General features: G+C 71.8%; 18 protein-coding genes. 5 read left to right on the top strand and 13 right to left on the bottom strand.

The features are described 5' to 3' along the window. Nucleotides 1-22 precede the first annotated feature (22 nt). From KF837_21170 to KF837_21190, 5 genes are all read right to left on the bottom strand, one after another. Complete coding sequence (locus KF837_21170; GenBank protein MBX3229844.1) at nucleotides 23-1,453, bottom strand: hypothetical protein; 1,431 nt, start codon at nucleotides 1,451-1,453, stop codon at nucleotides 23-25. A 46-nt stretch (nucleotides 1,454-1,499) separates the two neighbouring features. Beyond that, nucleotides 1,500-1,892 carry a hypothetical protein gene (locus tag KF837_21175; protein ID MBX3229845.1) on the bottom strand — a complete coding sequence of 131 codons (393 nt, stop codon included), beginning with the start codon at nucleotides 1,890-1,892 and terminating at the stop codon, nucleotides 1,500-1,502. Nucleotides 1,893-2,023: 131 nt separating this feature from the next. Continuing rightward, nucleotides 2,024-2,962 (bottom strand): tetratricopeptide repeat protein, encoded by a 939-nt coding sequence (locus tag KF837_21180; GenBank protein ID MBX3229846.1) that lies wholly within the window; start codon nucleotides 2,960-2,962, stop codon nucleotides 2,024-2,026. Beyond that, nucleotides 2,943-4,376, bottom strand: a complete 1,434-nt coding sequence (locus tag KF837_21185) for a serine/threonine protein kinase (protein MBX3229847.1) — start codon at nucleotides 4,374-4,376, stop codon at nucleotides 2,943-2,945. Before KF837_21185 ends, KF837_21180 begins: the two co-directional genes overlap by 20 nt. 18 nt (nucleotides 4,377-4,394) lie before the next feature. Further along, nucleotides 4,395-5,732 carry a sigma 54-dependent Fis family transcriptional regulator gene (locus KF837_21190; protein MBX3229848.1) on the bottom strand — a complete coding sequence of 446 codons (1,338 nt, stop codon included), beginning with the start codon at nucleotides 5,730-5,732 and terminating at the stop codon, nucleotides 4,395-4,397. A 58-nt stretch (nucleotides 5,733-5,790) separates the two neighbouring features. Here KF837_21190 and KF837_21195 point away from each other — a divergent pair, with 58 nt between their 5' ends. Genes KF837_21195 through KF837_21205 form a run of 3 tightly spaced genes read left to right on the top strand, consistent with a single transcriptional unit; the run spans nucleotide 5,791 to nucleotide 8,470 of the window. Beyond that, nucleotides 5,791-6,186, top strand: a complete 396-nt coding sequence (locus KF837_21195; GenBank protein ID MBX3229849.1) for a PilZ domain-containing protein — start codon at nucleotides 5,791-5,793, stop codon at nucleotides 6,184-6,186. Then, a complete protein-coding gene (locus KF837_21200) occupies nucleotides 6,183-7,457 on the top strand; it encodes a threonine/serine exporter family protein (GenBank protein ID MBX3229850.1) in 1,275 nt (424 codons plus the stop codon). The genes KF837_21195 and KF837_21200 overlap by 4 nt, the downstream gene beginning before the upstream one ends. Before the next feature lie 5 nt (nucleotides 7,458-7,462). Continuing rightward, nucleotides 7,463-8,470 carry a hypothetical protein gene (locus tag KF837_21205; protein ID MBX3229851.1) on the top strand — a complete coding sequence of 336 codons (1,008 nt, stop codon included), beginning with the start codon at nucleotides 7,463-7,465 and terminating at the stop codon, nucleotides 8,468-8,470. 7 nt (nucleotides 8,471-8,477) lie between these two features. Here KF837_21205 and KF837_21210 read toward each other — a convergent pair whose 3' ends face one another. After that, on the bottom strand, nucleotides 8,478-9,098 hold the full coding sequence (locus tag KF837_21210) for a class I SAM-dependent methyltransferase (protein ID MBX3229852.1): 621 nt from the start codon (nucleotides 9,096-9,098) through the stop codon (nucleotides 8,478-8,480). A gap of 87 nt (nucleotides 9,099-9,185) precedes the next feature. On the opposite strand from KF837_21210, the gene KF837_21215 reads away from it, so the two are divergent. Beyond that, the gene (locus KF837_21215; protein ID MBX3229853.1) at nucleotides 9,186-10,205 is read left to right on the top strand and encodes a COX15/CtaA family protein; all 1,020 of its coding nucleotides are present in this window, start codon (nucleotides 9,186-9,188) and stop codon (nucleotides 10,203-10,205) included. 242 nt (nucleotides 10,206-10,447) lie between these two features. Here KF837_21215 and KF837_21220 read toward each other — a convergent pair whose 3' ends face one another. The 4 genes from KF837_21220 to KF837_21235 are packed head-to-tail and all read right to left on the bottom strand — an operon-like array spanning nucleotide 10,448 to nucleotide 12,274. Next, nucleotides 10,448-11,245 carry an SDR family oxidoreductase gene (locus tag KF837_21220; protein ID MBX3229854.1) on the bottom strand — a complete coding sequence of 266 codons (798 nt, stop codon included), beginning with the start codon at nucleotides 11,243-11,245 and terminating at the stop codon, nucleotides 10,448-10,450. A 24-nt stretch (nucleotides 11,246-11,269) separates the two neighbouring features. Continuing rightward, complete coding sequence (locus tag KF837_21225) at nucleotides 11,270-11,566, bottom strand: (2Fe-2S)-binding protein (GenBank protein ID MBX3229855.1); 297 nt, start codon at nucleotides 11,564-11,566, stop codon at nucleotides 11,270-11,272. 9 nt (nucleotides 11,567-11,575) lie between these two features. Further along, entirely contained in the window at nucleotides 11,576-11,941 is a 366-nt protein-coding gene (queD, locus tag KF837_21230; protein MBX3229856.1) for a 6-carboxytetrahydropterin synthase QueD, read from the bottom strand. Between the two features lie 12 nt (nucleotides 11,942-11,953). After that, the gene (locus tag KF837_21235; GenBank protein MBX3229857.1) at nucleotides 11,954-12,274 is read right to left on the bottom strand and encodes a hypothetical protein; all 321 of its coding nucleotides are present in this window, start codon (nucleotides 12,272-12,274) and stop codon (nucleotides 11,954-11,956) included. Between the two features lie 171 nt (nucleotides 12,275-12,445). Between KF837_21235 and KF837_21240 the strand changes: the two genes are divergently transcribed. Then, nucleotides 12,446-13,420 (top strand): sigma-70 family RNA polymerase sigma factor, encoded by a 975-nt coding sequence (locus KF837_21240; protein MBX3229858.1) that lies wholly within the window; start codon nucleotides 12,446-12,448, stop codon nucleotides 13,418-13,420. 303 nt (nucleotides 13,421-13,723) lie between these two features. Here KF837_21240 and KF837_21245 read toward each other — a convergent pair whose 3' ends face one another. From KF837_21245 to KF837_21255, 3 genes are read right to left on the bottom strand one after another with little or no spacing between them, the layout of a single operon-like run. After that, complete coding sequence (locus KF837_21245; GenBank protein MBX3229859.1) at nucleotides 13,724-16,858, bottom strand: efflux RND transporter permease subunit; 3,135 nt, start codon at nucleotides 16,856-16,858, stop codon at nucleotides 13,724-13,726. After that, a complete protein-coding gene (locus tag KF837_21250; protein MBX3229860.1) occupies nucleotides 16,855-17,988 on the bottom strand; it encodes an efflux RND transporter periplasmic adaptor subunit in 1,134 nt (377 codons plus the stop codon). The genes KF837_21245 and KF837_21250 overlap by 4 nt, the downstream gene beginning before the upstream one ends. 11 nt (nucleotides 17,989-17,999) lie before the next feature. Further along, nucleotides 18,000-19,412 (bottom strand): TolC family protein, encoded by a 1,413-nt coding sequence (locus tag KF837_21255; GenBank protein ID MBX3229861.1) that lies wholly within the window; start codon nucleotides 19,410-19,412, stop codon nucleotides 18,000-18,002. Nucleotides 19,413-19,421: the final 9 nt, after the last annotated feature.

Raw genomic sequence — 19,421 nt, forward strand, 5'->3', positions numbered from 1 at the left:
TGCGCGCGTCTTCGCGCGCGTCCTACGGCTGCGAGCGGGGTGCAGGGGCCGCAGGCCCCTGCGTTGTTGAAGGAAACAGGACGCGGCGAGGCGTAGCGAAGGAGCCCTCCTCCGAGGCGGGGTCGACGCCCCGCGGGACGTTGTCGCCCCAGCAGTAGACGCCGTGCGTGGCGCTCTCTGCGGTGCGCGCGATCGCGCAGCCGTGGAGGCTCGAGATCGCGAGGGCCTTGATGTCCATGAGGCCTTCGACCTCGGCGACGCCGACGCCGCCGAGGCGGCCGAGCGCGCCGCCGCCGAAGCACTGGATGCGCGACGGCGCGTTCGGCGGCGTCGTGACCACGCAGGTCGCGTTGCCGCCGAGGCGGAGCATCGAGAGCTCGGCGCCGTCCGGCGCGATCCCCGGGACCTCCGTCGCGAGCACGTCGAGCTGCTGCGCGTCGGGCGACGACTGCTTCGCGTCGTTGGCGCCCCAGCAATGGAGCTTGTTCCGATCGACGATCGCGCACGTGTGGTTGTCTCCGGCGGCGATCTCCATCCGGTCCGGCAACGCGCGCGGGACACCCTCGACCTCCTGCGGATTCGCGATCGGGGTGGTGACCCCCTGTCGACCGGACTGCCGGGCCTCGTTCTTTCCGAAGCAGTACACCCCCGCTTCGTTCGTCCCCGTGACCTGCGCGAGCGCGCACGTGTGCGCGTCGCCGGCCGCGACCGCGACGTACGTCAACGCGGAGCCGGGGGTGTGGAGCACCTCCGCCGGCGACAGGATCGGCGGGTCGATGGGGGTCTTCGTGCAGGTCTCGAGGGCGCCGCCGCTCGCCTGACAGAAATCGTTCTGCCCCCAGCAATACAGCTTTCCGTCTTCGACGATACAGCCGTGACGTGGCCCGCCGCCTGCGCGCGCCCCCGCGATCCTGAGCGTCGTCTCGCCTCGCTTCAGGCGGTTCGGCAGCACGTTCGGCGCTTCGGTCGCGTCGCGGCCCTGACCGCTCTGCGAGCTCGCGTTCGAGCCCCACGTGAACGCTTCGTTCAGCCCTTGGCTCTCGCCGCCCGCGGCGATGAACCAGTTCCCGGTGCCCGTTCCGAAGAGGCGCTCGACGCCGAGCGGGCTCCCGTTCGGTGCCTGCGGCGCGTAGAAGCCCGGCCCGATCGGCGCCGCGTTGCCGTTGACGCCGAGGTACTCGGGGTTCTTCGGGAGCTGCGCGCCCCAGCAGTACGTGCGCCGCTCCGTCGGATACCGGAGCGTGGCGCACGTCGCGTGCAGGGTCACCGCGACGTCGAGCGGCTCCGGCTGCGGGCCCGCGTCGGCGCCGCCGTCCTCCGGAGCGCCGGTGTCCGCGCCGCCGTCGCTCGCGCCGCCGTCGGTCGTGTCGGCGACGACCTCGAAGTCACCGAGGATCGCCGCGCAAGCGCCGAGGCCGGCGACGAGAGAAGCAAGAGCAAGCGGCCGAAACATGGCCGCATGATACAGCGAACCGGACGCGCTCGGACGTGCGCGAGGATCAGAAGCTGCCCGCGTCGCTCGCCCAGCCGCCGTCGTGTCCGCCCCACGAGCCCGCGTCGTGAGCCCACGTGCCGCCGTCGGCGTGCCCGCCCCAGCCGCCGTCGGCGCGCCCGCCGTCGGTGACGCCGATGCCCGCGTCGGTCCCGCACGCGCACGCGTCGGCGCCGCCGCCGTCGATCGCGGCGCTCGCGTCGACGCCGCGGCTCGGCGCGTCGTCCTCGTCCTCGTCCTCGTCGGCGTCGACGTCCCCCTCGTCGTCGTCGCGACCCGTGGAGTGCTGCGTCGTCGAGCCCTCGCGCTCCTCAGCCGGCTCGAACGTGCACGCGACGAGCGACACGAGGAACGAAGCGACGAAGAGAGAGCGAACGAAGAATGCAGACTTGCCGAACATGATGGCCTCCGTGGGGTACGCACACCCATGAAGCAGGGGGCGTGCCGGCCCACGGCGGTCCGGAAATCCAGGCGTTTTCGCGCTTGGAGCGCCGGACCTGTTGCGCCGAAACAGCAGGCCGTTGCTTCGACTCAGCGGAGGGCGCGCGCCGGGGCGGTGAAGTAGAGGACCGCGCCCGCGGCGACGAGCGCGAGCCCCGCGATGATCCCCACCGTCGCGATCGTGCCTGACGTCTGCGCGTTCGCGTTCATGTCGTCGAGGGCGCTCTTGTCGGCGACGTTGCAGCGCGGATAGGTCGGGCACCGGCCGACGAGCGACGAGTGCGCGCTGAGCGAGATCACGCCGAAGATGGTCCCCGCGATCGCGCTGCCGACGCCGACGCCGCCCGCGACGAGGCCGAGCGTCCGCTGCGTCGATCCGACGTCGTCCTCGCCGGGGGCGCGCGGAGACGGCGCGAGGCTCGCGGGCGGCGCGGTCGTCGTCGTCGCCGGCCCCGCGTCGGGGAGCTTCGCCGACCACTCCGCGCGCGCGCCGCGGGGCTTCACCGTGATCGACTCGATCTGCTTCGGCTGCTTCGGCGCGATGAGCTCGATCTCGTGGACGCCCGCGTCGATCGGCCACGGGACGTCCCAGCGATCGCGCGGCCACGGCTCGCCGTCGACGTGGAGCTCCGCGCTCGCCTTGATCGACACCGGCACGTGCACGAGCAGCGTCGACACGTCCTTCTCCACCGCGCGCGCACGGTCGCGCGCCTCTTCGCGCCGCTTGTCGTCGTTCCGGTGCGCCACCTCCTGCGCGCGGAGGAACGCCCGATGCGCGCTCGCGCTCTTGCCCAGCGTCTCGTAGCAGTTGCCGAGGTTCAGCAGCGTGCCGACGCCCTCGGCGTAGCGGAGGCTCTCTTGCAGCGGCGCGATCGCCTCCGCGCAGCGACCGTCGCGCGCGAGCTTGCGGCCCTTCTCGAAGAGCTGCACCGCGCGCTGCTCGTCGGCGTCGGCGCGCGCGAGCGCGGGGACGATCGTGAGCGCGAGGACGAGCGCGACGCGGAGCAGCCTAGAACTTGTCGTACGCACCCGCGGGCTCGCTCTTGCTCTCGGTCTTCGTCGCGGGCTCGTGCTTCGGCGGCCGCTTCGTCTTCGGCGCCGTCGCGCGCGCAGGCGCCGGCGGCGTCGCGGTCGACGGAGGCGGCGGCGAAGGCGGCGGTGCAGGCTCGGGCTCGACGCTCACGGTCGCCGGCGCGGTCTTCGTCGCGGGCGCGGTCGCGGGCGGCTGCGCCGCGGCGACGGCCGGCTCCGGGCGCGCCTTCGGCTGGCGCATCCACGCGAGGCCGAGCGTGCCCGCCGCCGCGAGCGAGACGAGCGCGGCGCCGACCCAGTACGAGCGCTTCGCCGGGACGGGCGCGGGCGCGACGGCGAGCGAGCCGACCGCGGCGGCGTCGATCGTGCTCTCCACGCGACCGTGGAACGACGGCACGATCGACATGTCCTGCGTGACGTGGCCCTGCGCCGACGGCACCTCTGCCGTCGCGGCGAAGGCGAGCGCGCCGCGGCTCTGCACGCTCGACTCGAGGATCGTCTCGATGCGGGACGCGGCCATCCGATCGGCGTGGAACGGCGCGAGCGCCGCGGCGAGCTCGCCGACGCTGCCGAAGCGGCGCCGCACGTCCTTCTCGAGCGCGCGCGTGACGACGGCGGCGAGCTCGGCCGGCACGTGCGGCGAGTGCGCGCGTACGTCGCGCGGCGGGCGTCCCTGGATCTGCATGCAGATGTCCGTCACCGTCTCGCCGTCGAACGGCATCTGGAGCGTGAGCATCGCGTAGAGGCAGACGCCGAGGGACCACACGTCCGCGCGCGGATCGACGACGTTCGACGCGCGGATCTGCTCCGGCGCCATGTAGTGGACCGAGCCGATCAGCGTCGACGTGCTCGTCAGCGACACGTCGCGCGGCGCGGCCGCTTGCATGCGCGTCGTGTCCTCGTCCGCGAGCTGCGCGAGCTTCACGACGCCGAAGTCGATCACCTTGATGAGGGCGCGACCGTCGCGGCGCTTGGTGAGGAACAGGTTCTTGAGCTTGAGGTCGCGATGCACCATCCCGAGCGCGTGCGCCTCGGCGAGGCCTTCGCACGCCTGCACGATGAAGGCGGAGGCCTCGTCGAGTGGCAGCCTCCCGCGCCGCTTCACGAGCGCGTGGAGATCGGTCCCGTCGATGTACTCCATCACGATGTACGGATCGCCCTCCGGCAGGCGATCGACGTCGAGGACGCGCGCGACGTGCTCGCTCTTGATCCGCGCCGCCGCGCGCGCCTCGCGCTGGAACCGCGCGAGCGCGTCGGTGCCGGCCGCGCGGTCTTCCTTGATCAGCTTGATCGCGACCATCTCGTCGAGCCCGAGGTGGCGCGCGGCGAGCACGATCCCCATGCCGCCTTCTCCGAGCAGGCGCTCGACGCGGTACTTCCCCGCGATGACGGTCCCCGGAGCGAAGCTCACGAAGGGATTATACGCACGCTATCCCTTCGCGATCCCGTGCTTGAGGAGGAGGCGCCAGAGCCACGAGCGATCGAGCCCCGAGAGGCGCGCCGCCGCGGATTGGTTTCCGCCCGTGTGCTGCATGAGGCGCGCGAGGTACGCCTGCGTGAAGCGCTCGACGAGCTCGTCCTTCTGATCGGCGTACGGCCGCGTGACGTCGATCATCCCTTCGATCGAGTCCGCCGCGATCGCCCCCGGCGGCGCGGACTCGCCCGGCAAGCGGCCGAGCGCGGCGAAGGCCTGCACGACGTTGCGGAGCTCGCGCACGTTGCCGGGCCAGCGCCGCGCGCGGAGCCGCTCGATCACGGGAGGAGGGAGCTCGCGCAGGCCCGCCGCGTGGGCGAAGCGCGTCGCGAGATCGGCGACGTCGTCGACGCGCTCGCGGAGCGGCGGCACCGCGAGCTCGACGACGGCGATGCGGTAATAGAGGTCCTCGCGGAAGCGCCCCGCGCGGACCTCGCTCCGGAGATCGCGGTGCGTCGCCGCGACGACGCGCACGCGGACGTGCTGCGAGCGATCGGAGCCCACCGGTCGGATCTCGCCCGACTCGAGCGCGCGGAGCAGCATCGGCTGCACGTCGAGCGGGAGCTCGCCGATCTCGTCGAGGAAGAGCGTGCCGCCGTCGGCGCTCTCGAACGCGCCCTTGCGCTGCTCGCTCGCGCCGGTGAACGCGCCGCGCTTGTGGCCGAAGAGCTCGCTCGCGACGAGCTCGGGCGCGATCGCGCCGCAGTTCACGGTGACGAGCGGACCCTGCGCCACGGTCGACCCTTCGTGCAGCGCGCGCGACACGAGCTCTTTGCCGACTCCCGACTCGCCGGTGACGAGGACGGTGACGAGCGAGCCTTCGAGCCGCGCGAGCGCGCCGAAGAGCGAGCGCATGCGGAGCGACGCGCCGATCATCCCGCGGTACACCGGCTCGGGGTACGGCTCGCCGCCTTCGATCGCGTCGAGGTCCGGATCGAGCGCGACCTCCACCGGACCGAGGTGGATGCGCGCGCCGGGCGCGAGGACGATCCCTTGCACGCGCTGCCCGAGGTAGAAGGTGCCGTTGCGGCTCCCGAGATCGCGGACGCTGATCCCCTCCGGCACGAGCCCGAGCTCGACGTGCGAGCGCGAGACGTTCGGGTTCTCGATCCGGACGTCCGAGTCCGCCCCCGCGCCGAGGATGCAGGTCCCGCGCTCGAGGCGGAAGTCCTTCGGCGTCGCGCGCGCGCCCATCACGCGGACGATCGCGCCGAGCGGCTGCGCCATGCGGTGCGCGTTCGCGATCGTCTGCGTCTCTTGCGGAGGACCGCCTTTGCCCTTCGGCCTCGCCACGGACGCAGCATAGCCCAATTCTTGGCCAGCACACATTCTCCTACCTTACGATTTGCGCATGATTCACGAGCCGATCCGCAAGGCGTTCCGTCGCTACGTCCGCCTCGATTGCCAGGTCGTCCGCGACTTCGACTTCCAGCTCGTCGGCGATCTCGCGCTCGATCTCTCGCCGAAGGGGATGCTCGTGCGCGCGAGGAGACACGAGCGGCGTATCGCGCCGGTGCTCACCGGCGAGGAGGTCGTCATCTCCTTCAAGCCGCCGCGATCGAACGAGTGGTTCGACGCGCAGGGCGTCGTCGCGCGCGTGGTGCACGGACGGCGGCCCGGCGACTACGGTCTCTCGTACGGCATCGAGCTCCACGGGCTCTCCGCCGACGACGAGCAGCGCCTCTTCGAGCACCTCCGCGGGACGAGCCGCCCCGACGCCCAGCGTCCGCCGCGCCCGCTCGCGTGAGCCCGCACGAGCCTTCGCACCTCTCGCGCGAGGCGCTCGCCGACTACCTCCTCGAGCTCGGCGTCTTCCTCGCCTCGTACGGATGTCCGAGCTACCGGCTCGAGGACGTCATCCGTCAGGTCGCCGAGGCGGAGGGCCAGCGCGCGGAGCCGTTCGCGCTGCCGACCGGCCTCTTCCTCCGCGTGACGGGACCGGACGGGCACGGGCATCAGGTGCATCGCATGTCGCGCGTGCGCGACTGGGGCGTCGATCTCGCGCGGCTCACGCTCATCGACGAGATCTTCAGCGCGGTCGTGGATCGGAAGGCGTCGATCGAAGAAGCGCGCGCGCGGATCCGCGAGGCGATCAGCCTCCCTCACCCGTGGTCGAAGCCGCTCGTCTTCTGCGCCACCGTCGTCCTCTCCGGCGCGGTCGCGGTGTTCTTCCAGGGCGGCCTCGTCGACGTCTTCGTCGCCGCCGTCGTCGGCGCCGTGATCGCGGGGAGCCGCGTCGCGCTCTCGAGCGGGACGAAGGGGACCGCGCGCCGCAACGCGCGCCTCTTGCTCAGCGACTTCCTCGGCGGCCTCGTCGCCGCGGCGTGCGCCGGCCTCGCCGTCATGCTGTGGCCGGAGGCGCGCCCGATGGTGATCGTGCCGGCGGGCGCGATCTCGCTCTTCCCCGGCATGACGTTCACGACCGGCGTCGCGGAGGTCGCGCAGAAGAACATCGTCGCCGGCGGCGCGCGCCTCGTGGAGGCGGCCGTCACGCTGCTCCTCATCTTCTTCGGCGTCGCGCTCATGGACGGCCTCGCCGACGCGTTGCGCGTGGAGGTGCCGAGCTGGATCGCGACGACGGCGCCGGTCGGGCTCGGGATCGCGTGGCAGGCCGGCGCGCTCGCGGTGTCGTCGGTCGCGTTCGCGGCGCTCTTCCAGGTGCCGTGGCGGTGGCTCTGGGCGAGCGTCGCGTCGAGCGCGACGGGCTGGATCGTCGCCGCGCTGCTCGTGCGGCTCCACTTCCCCGGGCACGTCGCGGCGTTCTGCGCGGCGCTCGCGGTGTGCATCCTCGCGAACGCCCTCGCGCGCGCGACGAACCGCCCGGCGCAGCTCTTCCAGCTCCCGGGCATGATGCTGCTCGTCCCCGGCAGCGTCGGCTTCCTCAGCCTCGGCGACTACTTCGAAGGGAAGGTCCTCGACGGGAACGCGCGCGTGTTCTCGATGATGCTCGCCGGGGCCGCCCTCGTGATCGGCGTTCTCGTCGCGAACGTCGTCGTGCCATCGCGTAAGCTCCTGTGATCGAAATGAGCCGCCGTCGCGAAGCGATGATCGTTCGGGCCCTCGTCGGCGGGGGCGTCGTCGTCGCGATCGCTCTGGTGCTCGCGTTGCCGGTGAACGGGTCCGGTACGTCGGAGGTCGCGACGCGGCTGGGGCGCTTCCACATCCTCGCGCTCCATCTCCCGATCGGCGTCCTCGTCGCGACGTTGCTCGCGGAGGCGGGGACGCTCCTCCGCCGTCATCGCCGGCGCGCCGACGTCCTCGTCACGTCGCTCCTCCCGCTCCTCGTCCTCACCGGCTCTGCCGCGATCGTGCTCGGCGTGCTCCTCGCGTACGGGGAGTCGTACCCCGCGAAGCTCGTCGCGCGGCATCGAAACCTCACGCTCGCCGGCATCACGGTGGCGGCGCTCGCGACGTTCGCGCTGCCGTACCGCGCGAAGGCCGGACGCTGGGGGCACCGCGCGCTCCTCGGCGCGGCGGCGGGGCTCGTCACGCTCGGCGCTCATTTCGGCGGCACGATCACGCACGGCGCGGACTTCCTGTTCTCGAGCGCGCTCGAGGCGTCGAAGCCGCCGGTCGTGCCGGACGATCACGATCACGATCGCGAGGGCGACGACGCGGGCGCGGAGGAGCCGGTCGACGCAGAGGCGCCGCCGGACGCGACGATCGAGGACGCGGGCGCGCCAGCCGACGCGGTGGCGACAGCGCCGGCGCCGGTGCCGGTCGTTCGCGACGCCTCCGCGCCGGTTGCGCCGAAGCTCACGTCGAAGCAGATCGCGCAGTCGATGATGCTCAGGAAGTGCGCGCCGTGTCACACGCGCAACTCGAAGGGCGGGCTCCGCGTCACCGATCTCTCGAACCTGAAGGCGGGCGAGGTCGTCCCCGGCGATCCGGCGAACAGCAAGCTCTACACGCGCATGACGCTGCCGCTCGACGACGACGATCACATGCCGCCGCAAGGTGAGGCGCAGCCGACGGCCGGCGAGCTCGCCGCGGTCCGCAAGTGGATCACCGAGCTCGGCGCGGCGCCGTGAGCGTGAGTCACGCGCGCGTGCAGACGACGTGGAGGAACGGGCGGAGCGTGCCGTTGTGCATGGGCTCGTCGATCGGCGTGCAGCGGACGAGGCCGTACGGGCCGAAGTCGCGCTCGACCGTGACCTCGTCGTAGAAGAACAGGCGCATGCCGGGCTCGGTCTCGTACCAGTCGTCGCCGAGCTTGCGGCCGCGGCCGTACATCTCGGCGTCTTTCGCGATGAGCGTGAACACCATCGCTCCGTTCGGCGCGAGCTGGCGCGCGCAGTCGGCGAGGAGCTTCGTGCGGGCGGGCGGATCGAGCAAGTAGAGGAGGCCGAAGCAGAAGACCGCGTCGTACGTGCGGTCGTCGAACGGCATGTCGGTGACGGAGCCGTGGTGGATCGGGAAGTCGAGCCCGAGCTGCGAGCGCGCGAGCGCGATCGCGGTCTCGGAGACTTCGATCCCGGTCACGGCCATCCCCGCGTCGAGGAACGGCTTGGCGTTGCGGCCGTAGCCGGCTCCAGGGAGGAGCACGCTCCGCGCGCCGCGCTCCACGAAGAGGTCACGCGCGAGCAGCGCCGACCGGGTCGGCTCGGAGCCCCACACGGTCTTGTGCTTCGCGAACACCGTCTCCCAGAGGTGGGGCATCGCGATCATGTAACAATGATTGTTACGTGAAGCAACCCGTGAGCGGGCGGCTTGCTTCGGGGGCGGTTCGCGTCTACGTGAGCGGCCATGGCGGCAGCGGCGGCAGCGGATCTCTCCCTGAAAGAGAAGAAAGTCGCGCGGTTGGGCTGGGCGGTCCTCGCGTGGAACGTCGCGGTCGTGCTGTGGGGCGCGTTCGTTCGGGCGTCGGGGTCGGGCGCGGGGTGCGGGCGACACTGGCCGCTCTGCAACGGCGAGGTGGTGCCGCGCGCAGAGAGCACGGCCACGCTCATCGAGGCGGCGCACCGCGTGACGAGCGGCCTCGCGCTCGTCGCGGTGGTCGCGCTCCTGGTCGTCGCGATGCGCAACCTGCCGAAGGGCCATCGCGCCCGTCGCGGCGCGGGGTTCGCGACGTTCTTCGTGTTCGGCGAGGCCGCCATCGGCGCCGCGCTCGTCTTGTTCGAGCTCGTCGCGCACGACGCCTCGATGAAGCGCGGCCTCTCGATGACGCTTCACCTCTGCAACACGTTCCTCCTCCTGGGCGCGCTCGCGCTGACGGCATGGTGGGCGCAGACGGGGCAGGGCGCGGTGGTGGAGGGGCGAGCGAAGGTGCCGTTTGCGCTTCGTTCCGTGGTGGTGCTTGCGCTTGGAGGGGTGTTGTTGCTGGGGGCGAGCGGGGCGGTGGCGGCGCTCGGCGATACGTTGTTCCCGGCGGCTTCGCTGCGGGAGGGGATCGCGCAGGACCTCTCGCCGCTCTCGCATGTGTTCCTGAAGCTGCGGATGCTTCATCCCATCATCGCGCTCGGCACCGGCATCCTCACGCTGGGGGCGGCGGGGGTCGTGCGGGCGCTCTCGACGTCGGAGCGCGCGTGGAAGCTCTCGCGCGGCGTCACGGTCCTGTTCGTCACGCAGTTCGCGTGCGGCATCCTGAACCTCACGCTCCTCGCGCCGATCGGGATGCAGCTCGTGCACCTCCTCCTCGCCGACGCGACGTGGATCATGCTCGTGCTCATGGGATGGGAAGCGCTCCGCGGCGCGGCGACGCCGGCCCCCGCGCTCGCGCCGGTAGCCGAGGGAGCGGGCTCGACGCCGGACGTCGCCGCGGTGTAGCCGGACGACGTAACGAGCAAGACGACCTCCCAGCGCCCCACGTGAGGACGTGGAAGCGAAGCGACGACGTAGTGCGGGCCATTAAAAGAAATGAATGAGGACCCTCAACGGTCCCCGCATCCTTGCGCGCCAAGCCCGCGCCGCGTGGTGGGTTGTGGTGCCGGGGCGCGCGACGTGCCACGCGTCGCGCGTGTCCTTCCGGGTGGGGCCGTGGTTGAGGCGTTGAGTCTCTGACGGGCTCGCTACGTGCCCAGCATCATGTCGAGGAAGGGGCCGGGGCCGATGAGGGTGGTGCCGCCGTCGATGAGGAGGGTGGTGCCGGTGATGTAGGTGGCGGCGGGGGATACGAGGTAGAGGACGGCGCTCGCGACTTCGTCGATGGTGCCGTAGCGGGCGAGGGGGACGCGCTTCTTCAGCATGTCCTCGGCGCCGCCGGGGGCGAGGCGGGTCATGCCCTCCGTGCCTTCGATCGGGCCCGGCGCGACCGCGTTCACGCGTACGCCGAAGCGGCCCCACTCGAGCGCGAGGTCGCGCGTCAGCTTCTCGATGCCCGCCTTCGCCGCGCCGGCGTGGACCTGGAGCGGGGTCGGGACCTCCGCTTGCGTCGCGGTGATGCTCACGATGCTCGCGCCCGGCTTCACGAGGTGCTGGAACGACGCGCGGCATGCGTTGAACGTGCCGCAGAGATCGATGTCGATGACGGAGCGGAAGCCGTTCGCCGAGAGCGTCGCCGCCGGCGCGAGGAAGTTGCCGGCCGCGCTGTTGACGAGCACGTCGAGCGCGCCGACCGCGTTCACCGCCGCCTCGAGCGCGGCGTAGTCGCGGACGTCGCACGCGTGGCAGGTCGCCTCGCCGCCGGCGGCCTCGATGTCCTTCGCGACCGCCTCGAGCTTCGCGAGCGTGCGGCCGACGAGCGCGACCTTCGCGCCGTGCGCGGCGAGGAGCTTCGCGATCCCCGCGCCGATGCCGCTGCCGCCGCCGGTCACGAGCGCGCTCTTCCCCGCGAGGAGGTTCGGCGCGAAGATGGATGTAGATTGCATGTGACTCCTCGGCGCGCGTGGGCGCTAATGGGGCGGGCGGCCTGCCTTCGCGTCGTCGCTCGCGACGGCGGCGAGGCCCGCGAGATCGGCGAGGCGGAGGGGGTGGAACGGGGGGCGCGGGGTGAAGGGGCGTGACGCGTCGCCGCCGCGCTCGGCGAGGAGGCGCGCGCAGAGCGCGACGCAGCTCTTGCCCTGGCACCATCCCGTGCCGAAGCCGGTGTAGCGCTTGAGCGACTCGATGTCGTCGTGACCGCGCTTCACCGCGTCCTCCAGCTCGTGGAGCGTGACGTCTTCGCAGCGGCACACGAGCACCTTCGCCAACGCCATGCGCTACTCCTCGCCCTCGTACTCGCAGCGCGCGTCGCAGGTCTCGAAGACGGTCACGCGCGACAAGGACGGGATCGTCGTCTTCATGCGGTCCCAGATCCACTTCGCGAGGTTCTCGCTCGTGGGGTTCTCGAGGCCTTCGATCTCGTTCAGGTAGTGATGATCGAGCCGCTCGCCGAGCGGGGCCCACGCGTCGTAGAGGACGCCGTAGTCGATGAACCAACCCGTCTTCGGATCGACGGGGCCGCTGATCGCGAGCTCGATCTTGAACGAGTGCCCGTGGAGGCGCTCGCACTTGTGACCAGGAGCGACCATCGGCAGGCGATGGGCCGCCTCGAAGCGGAATTCGTGGACGAGTCGGACGCGCAAAGCGCGGTGAGCTTACTCGATCTTCGCGCGCGCACGCAGGCGCTCGGCGCGGCGGTTCCACATCGGGCCCACGACCACGCTCGCGACGAAGAACAAGAGGAGCGGGAAGATGGCGAGGAGGACCGGCGCGGCGTACTTGGCCTCGGGGTTCACCATCGCGCCGACCACGGTGAGGAACGCGCCGATCGGCGCGCCGAACAGGAACGCGACCGTGGCGAGGCGCGTGAGCGTCATCGGCTCGTGCTTCTCCGGGCGGAGCCACAAGAAGGGCCACCAGCTCCAGTCCTTGTCCGACACCTCGTTGACCGCGTTCTCCAGATGCTCGAGCGACATGCGGAGGGAGAAGGTGGCAAAATCGCCCCAACCCCGCGAGCGCGGCCGTGGCGAAAAAGTGCTTGAGCTACGCGAGTTTGGTCGCACTCGGGAGCATGCGATCCAAAGGAATTTCCGGGCTCGCGCGTATCACCTGTCACGCCGATGCGTCCAAGGACGACCTAACCCAGCATGAGCGTCGCGTTCGACATCCGGCCGCCTCCGCCCGAGCTCGCCCGTGAGGACGTGCGACGAGGGCTGGTCGCGCTGCTGCGGCGCCGGGTGCCGAGCCAGGAGGTCGACGACCTCGCGCAGACCATCCTCTGCGACGCGCTCCAGGCCGGGTCGATCCCCTCCGATCCGGAGGACCTCCGGCGCTGGCTCGTCGGCATCGCGCGCCACAAGATCGCGGACTACCACCGGCGCGCGACGCGGGTCGGGAAGCGGAGCGCGGGGGAGGCGCCGCTCGCGTCGTGCTCGTCCGCGCCGGTCGCCTTCGAGGAGCGCGAGGTGCTGCATCGCGTGCTCGGCGACGTCCGGACGCGGCGCGACGCCGAGACGATGGAGTGGCTCGTGCGCGAGCACGGTGGCGAGCGCCTCGCCGACATCGCGGCGGAGAACGGGCTCGGCGCGCCCGTCGTCCGGCAGCGCGTCTCGCGGCTCCGTCGCGTGCTCCGCTCGCGGTGGGCGGGGGCGGTCGCGGTGCTCGTCGCGATCGGCGCGGCGGCGGCGTTCTTGGGGCGGCCCGAGATCGCGATCGCGCCGGAGAAGCCCGTCATCGTGCGCGCGCCCGAGGTGCCGGCGAGCGCGTCGCCGGAGCCGTTGCCGCCGCTCCTGGGCGACATCGCCGGGGAGTGGGTCGTGCAAGCGGTGCGGCCGGAGCGTGAGCTCACCGCGAACGAGCAGAAGATGGTCGACCTCTACGCGAAGGCGGCGCGCGCGACGGTGGCGGGGGCGCGCATCACGGTTCGCGCCAACGCGTTCGCCGATGCGTGGACGGTGGAGCGCGTCGAAGGGACGACGCTGGTCGTCGTCGACGACCATGGGCGGCGGGACCGCGTCGATCTCGTCTACGCGCGCGACAAGGCGGGGCCGCGCATCGACGTTCGGCTGCCGGGGCATCCGCGGCTCGCCGGACATGTCACGCTGCGGCGCGCGGTCCATTGAGCGAGCTTGCCTGAAAAGGCGGGCTCGACTAGATCGGTTCCTCCGCCATGTACCTCATTCTTTCGAAGAAGCCGCGCAAGTCGAACCGGACGAAGACCAAGCGCTACCGCGCGAAGCTGAAGGCGAAGGACCGCGGGCGCCGCGCGCGCGTGTACCAGGCGCATCGCTCGTAGGGGCTCTCAACGTCGGGGCTCTCAACGTCGGGGCTTCGCCCCGACACCCCACCCCAGACACGGCCCTCGCGCTGCGCGCTCGGGGCGCTTCGCGCCCGCTTGCGCGGCCGCTTCTGGGGCCCGGGTGGGCTTATTCTGGGGCGTAGAGAGGGGACTCTTCTGGCGAGGGGGTGGCGCGCTTCGCTAGGAGCGTGAACATCGTCGGGACCAGGAAGAGGGAGAGGGCGGTCGAGGAGAGGAGGCCGCCGACGACGGCGAGGGCGAGGGGGCGGTTCGAGGCGGAGGCCTCGTCGAGGGCGAGCGCGGTGGGGAGGAGGCCGAACACCGTCGCGAGGCTCGTCATCGCGATCGGGGTGAAGCGGACGCGCGCGGCGTCGACGACGGCGTCGATGGGGGTGAGGCCGCTCTGGAGCTGGCGGTTCGCGTGGTCGACGAACAAGATGCCGTTCGACACCGCGATGCCGATGACCATGAGGACGCCCATCAGCGCGGTGATGGAGAGGCCCTGGCCCGCCGCCATGAGCGCGCCCACGATGCCGACGAGCGAGACCGGGATCGTGAAGAGCATCACGAGCGGGAGGCGCAGCGACTTGAACTGCGTCGCCATGATCATGAAGACGACCATCACCGCGAGGCCGAGCGCGAGGCCGAGGCCGCCGAAGGTCTCGCGCATCAGCTGCACCTGACCGACGAAGCTCGTCGTCACGCCCTTCGTCCGCGGGTCTTGGGCGAGCTTCGCCTCGAGCTCCTTCGCCGCGCTGCCGATGTCGCGGCCCTCCGTCTGCATGAAGACGTGGCCCGCGCGCGTGAGCTGGTTGCGCGCGATGAGGACGGGGCCGACCTCGCGCCGGATGTTGCCGTAGGCGTCGAGCCGGATCGGCGCGCCGTTGGCGCCGACGCGGACCGGCACCTCTCCGACGGCGGCGGTGTCCTGGATGATCGCGTCGTCGTAGTACGTGACGACGTAGTAGCTCTGGCCGTTGCCGGGATCGGTCCACACCGCCGGCGTGTTGATGTTGCCGTACACCGCCTCGAGCGTGGTCTGCGCCGCGTCGCGCGCGGTCACGCCGACGAGGCCTGCCTTCTCGCGATCGGTGTCGACGCGGAGCTCCGGGAAGTCGTCCTCGAGCCGCACGTACACGTCGCGGATCCCCGGCACCGTGCGCGCGACCTCCGCGACCGCGCGTGACTGATCGATCAGGGTCGCGAGGTCGTCGCCGCGGACCTCCACCACCATCGGCGCGATGTACCCGTTCAAGAAGACGCTCGCGACGAGCGCGCCCGGGGCCTGGAGGAAATCGACGCCGGGGTAGGTGTGCGCCAGGATCTCGCGCATACGGTCGGCGATCTCGCGTTGATCGAGGTCGCGTGCGGCGGGGTCCGCGAGCTCGATGCCGATGAAGCCCTGATGCGTGCCCATGTTCGGGCTCGTCATCGCGGAGCGCGCCTTGCTCGGCGAGCCGACGTTCGTGAGGACGAGCTTCACCGAGCCGGGCGGGAGCTTCTCCTTCAGCGTCTGCGCCATCGCGTTCGTCATCGCGGCGGCGTCCTCGAGCGAGGTGCCGGGCGTGAAGCGCACGTAGACGGTCTCCATCGACTCGTCGATCTCGGGGAAGAACGTCGCGGGGAGGCGGCCGGTGACGAAGACCGCGCCGCTCACGAGCACGAGCGCGCCCGCGATGACCCACGCGCGATACCCCAGCACCGCGCGGAGGAGCTTCGAGTAGCCGAGCGCGATCGCTTGCACGCCGCGCTCGAGGCGGCGCGCGATCGGCCCCGGCTCGCGGTGCTCCTTGGGGAGGAAGTAGCGGCACGCGACCGGCGTCACGATCATCGAGACGACGTAGCCGGCGAGCATGCCGGTCGCGACCGTGATCGCGAGCGGGACGAAGAGGCGCTTCGCGAGGCCGAAGAGGAGGACGACCGGGAGCAGCACCGCGATCGTCGCGAGGGTCGCCGCGAGCGCCGCGATCGCGACCGAGCGCGTGCCCTCGAGCGCGGCGACGACGCGGCCCTCGTGTTTGTCGCGGCCCGCGCGGTGGATCGCCTCGAGGACGACGACGGAGATGTCGACGAGCGGGCCCATCGCGAGCGTCAAGCCGCCGAGCGTGAACGCGTTGAGGCTCTGCCCCGTCGCGTAGAGGACGATGAGGATGATCGCGAACGAGATCGGGACCGCGATCGCGGCGATGAGCACCGAGCGCGGGCTCTGGAGGAAGAGCAGGATGACGACGGCGATGAGGACGAGCGCCTGGAGGATCTCCTTCTTGAGGCCCTCGATCGTGGTCCGCACGAACGTCGACTGATCGAAGATCGGCTCGACCCGCATCCCCGGCGGCAGGTCGGTGAGGCCGGCGACGATCTCCTTGATCTGGTCGTTGATCGCGACCACGTTCCCGCCGGGCACGCGGAGGACGTTCAGGTAGACGCCGACCTCGCCGTTGATCGTCACCGCCTGCGCGTCCTTCGAGCCGCCGTCGACCACGCGCGCGACGTCGCGGATGCGCACCGGCTGGCTGCCCTTCAGCTTGAGGATCGCGTCGCCGATGTCGTCGACGCGGGCCGGCACCGCGTTCGTGTAGACGTTCGCGGAGAACGCCTTCGGGTTGAAGCGGCCCGAGGGGAGGAGCGCGTTCGAGCGCTCGATCGCCTTCGCGACGTCGCTCGACGAGAGGCCGCGCGCGGCCGCCTTCGCCGGATCGACGATGACGTTGATCTGCCGCTCCTTGCCGCCGTTGACCGACGCGCTCGCGACGCCGGTGATGCCCTCGATCAGCGGCTCGACGTTGTTCGCGGCGTAGTCGTAGATCTGCGACGCGCTGAAGCCGCCGCCGTAGACCGCGACCTGCATCACCGGCGCGTTCGACGGATCGTACTGGAGGACGAACGGCGGGATGATGCCGAGCGTCTTCGGGACCGACGACATCGCGAACGCGACCTGCTGCTGGACGTTGGTCTGCGCCGCGTCGAGGTCGGTCCCCCACTTCAGCCACACGAAGATGACGCTGAGGCCGCTCCGCGAGAGGCTCTCGACGTGATCGACGCCCGGCGTCGCGCTCACTGCTTTTTCGAGGCGCCATGTCAGCGTCTTCTCGACCTCGGTCGGGCCCATGCCGGAGGCCTTCGTGCCGATGACGAGGACCGGCGGCGAGAGCTCGGGGAACGTGTCGACGCTCATGCGCGGCGTCACGACCGCGGCGAAGACGAGGAGCGCGACGCTCAGCATCAGGACGAAGAGCGGGTTCTTGAGCGCGAGCTTCGTCACTTCGCGCTCGCCTCAACCTTCGCCGCGACCTTGTCGTTGTTGCCGAGGAGGGAGCGGCCCTGCGTCACGACGCGCGCGCCGGACCCGAGCTCCGGCTTCACGTAGAGGCTGCTCGCGCGCTCGCCGAGGACGTCGACCTGCGTCTTCTTCGCGACGCCGTCCTCGACGACGAACACGGTGGCCTTCTTGCCGCGCACCTTCGCCGCGACGAGCGGGAGCTCGACCGCGTCGACGGTGTCGCCGACGTCGACCTCGATCTCCGCGGTGGTGCCGGTGGGGATGTCGCGCTCGGCGTTGGGGAGGTCGACCTCGAAGCGAACGGTGCGCGTCGAGAGGTCGGCGGAGGGGGCGCGGCGCGCGACCTCGCCGGTCAGCGTCTTGCCGGTCGCGACGAGGCGGAGCCGCACCGGCGTCTTCGGCGGCACCGCTTCGAAGTCGATCTCCGGCACGAACGCGGTGAGGCGCACGACGCTGCGATCGACGAGATCGACGATCGCGCTGCCGGGGCGCACGAACGCGCCCGGATCGGCGAGGCGCGTCGCGACCTCTCCGGCGAAGGGCGCGCGGAGGACGCAGTCGTTCACCTCGAGCGCCTTGCCCGAGCCCTGCGCGAGGATCGCCTGGATCTGCGCCGCGTTCGCGGCCGCCTGGGCGGCCTTCTGCTCGACCTCGTTCGGCGCCGCGTAGCCGCCGTCGAGGAGCTGGTTCAGGCGCGCGGCCTCGCTCGCGGCCGCCTTCTGCCGCTCCTCCAGTGCGCGCGCTTGGTGCGCGATCGCGGCGCTCGCGGCGGAGGCGTTGCGGCAGTCGAGCGTCGCGAGGACGTCGCCGCGCTTCACGATCGAGCCGGGGCGCACGAGCACGGTGTCGACGAAGCCGGAGGCGAGCTGCGGTCCGATCTTCGCCTCTTGCCACGGCTCGAGCGTCCCGATGTACCGTCGCGAGTCGCGGAAGCGAGCCTGTTTCGTCTCGATCACGGTGACGCTCTTCGGCTCGTCCGCGAGCGCGATTTGGTTCACGCCGCTCTCGGCGCGATGGAGCAGATAGCCGCCGCACGCGACGACGCCGAGGACGAGCCCGACGATCGCGACGGGGATGATCGGACGGCGCGCGCTCGCCTCACCGCTGCTCATTTCACCGCTGCTCATTTCGCCTCCGCGGTCGCGCGGGCGAGGACGAGGCGCGCGCGGTCGCTCTGGAAACGTCCGATCGCGAGCTGGATCTCGGACTCGGTGCGGAGCGCCTGCGCGTCGGCGAGCTCCGTGCTCGTCCCGAGGCCGACGCGGAAGCGGTTGTCGGCCTGGTCGTAGTTCGCCTTCGCCGCGTCGGCGCCGCGCTCGAGCGCGGTGAGCGCCGAGGTCGCGACGTCGGCGTCTTGCCACGCGGTCGCGATCGCGGCGCGTTGCTCGATCACGACGCGTCGCGTCTCGGCGTCGAGGGCGAGCTCGCGCTCGCGTGATGCGTCCGCGCGGCGGCTCCACGCCGGCTCGAGGATCGGCCACGCGAGCACGACGCCGAGGTCGTAGTTCGGGACGAGCGGGACCCAGCCGTCGCCGGTGAGCTCCGGCCCCGCGTTCGGAGGAGCGCCGCCGCCGCGCCCGTTCACGGCCGCGGTCCCGAACACCGTCGGCCGCGTCTGGGTCTCGAGCCGCTTCGTCTCGCCGCGCTGCGCCGCGACGCGCGCGTTCGCCTCGCGGACGAGGGGCGTCTTCTCCGCGCGGCGGAGCAGATCGGCGAGGGCGGGGAGCGGGCCGGCCGGTTGCGGCGCGCCGGCGGCGTCGAGCTCGATGTCGCCGGCGCCGACCGCGGCGGCGAGGACGGAGCGCGCGACGCGGAGCGCGCCGCGAGCGCGCATCATGCCTGCCTCGTAGCGCGCGACGTCGGCCTCCGCGCGCGTGAGCTCGATCGGCGGGCGCATGCCGCTCGTGACGTTCGCCCGCGCGAAGTCGCGCTGGCTCGCCGCGCGATCGAACGCGTTCTTCGCGGCGTCGTCGACCGCGCGCGCCGCGAGCACCGCGTAGTGCGCCTGCGCGACGAAGAAGTCGACGTCGAGGAGGGTGCCCGCCGCGCGGGCCTTCTCGACCTCGGTCGCGAGCGCGGCCGCGGCCTGCTCCGCCGCGGTGCGACCGAAGTCGTAGATCTGCTGGCGGACGCCGAGCGCGAGCATCGTCGACGGGTAGAGGTGGAAGCTCGGGTCCTCGCGCAGGAGCGTCGCGCCGATGCGCGGGATGTCGACGGTGGCGACGCCGATCTGCGTCGTCGTGCTGTTGTTCACCGAAGCGCCGACGACCTGCGCGAAGGCGCCGGCGCGGGGGAGCCAGTTCGCGGCGGGGACGTCGGCGTCCCGCGCCGCCGCGACCACGCGCAGGCGCGCCGCGGCGATGCTCGGATGATCCTTGCGCGCGAGCGCGAGCGCCTCCTCGAGCGTGACGGCGCGCGGCCCCGCTTCGCTCGGCGCGGACGTCTCCGACGTTTCGGGCGCGGCCTGGGCGCTCCCGGACGCGAGCACGACCGTGAGCGCGAGCAGCGAAGAGCGGCCTCCGGCCGGAAGAACCATCGACGCTGC

It is taken from the genome of Labilithrix sp. (assembly GCA_019637155.1).
In the GTDB taxonomy this organism is placed as follows: domain Bacteria; phylum Myxococcota_A; class Polyangia; order Polyangiales; family Polyangiaceae; genus Labilithrix.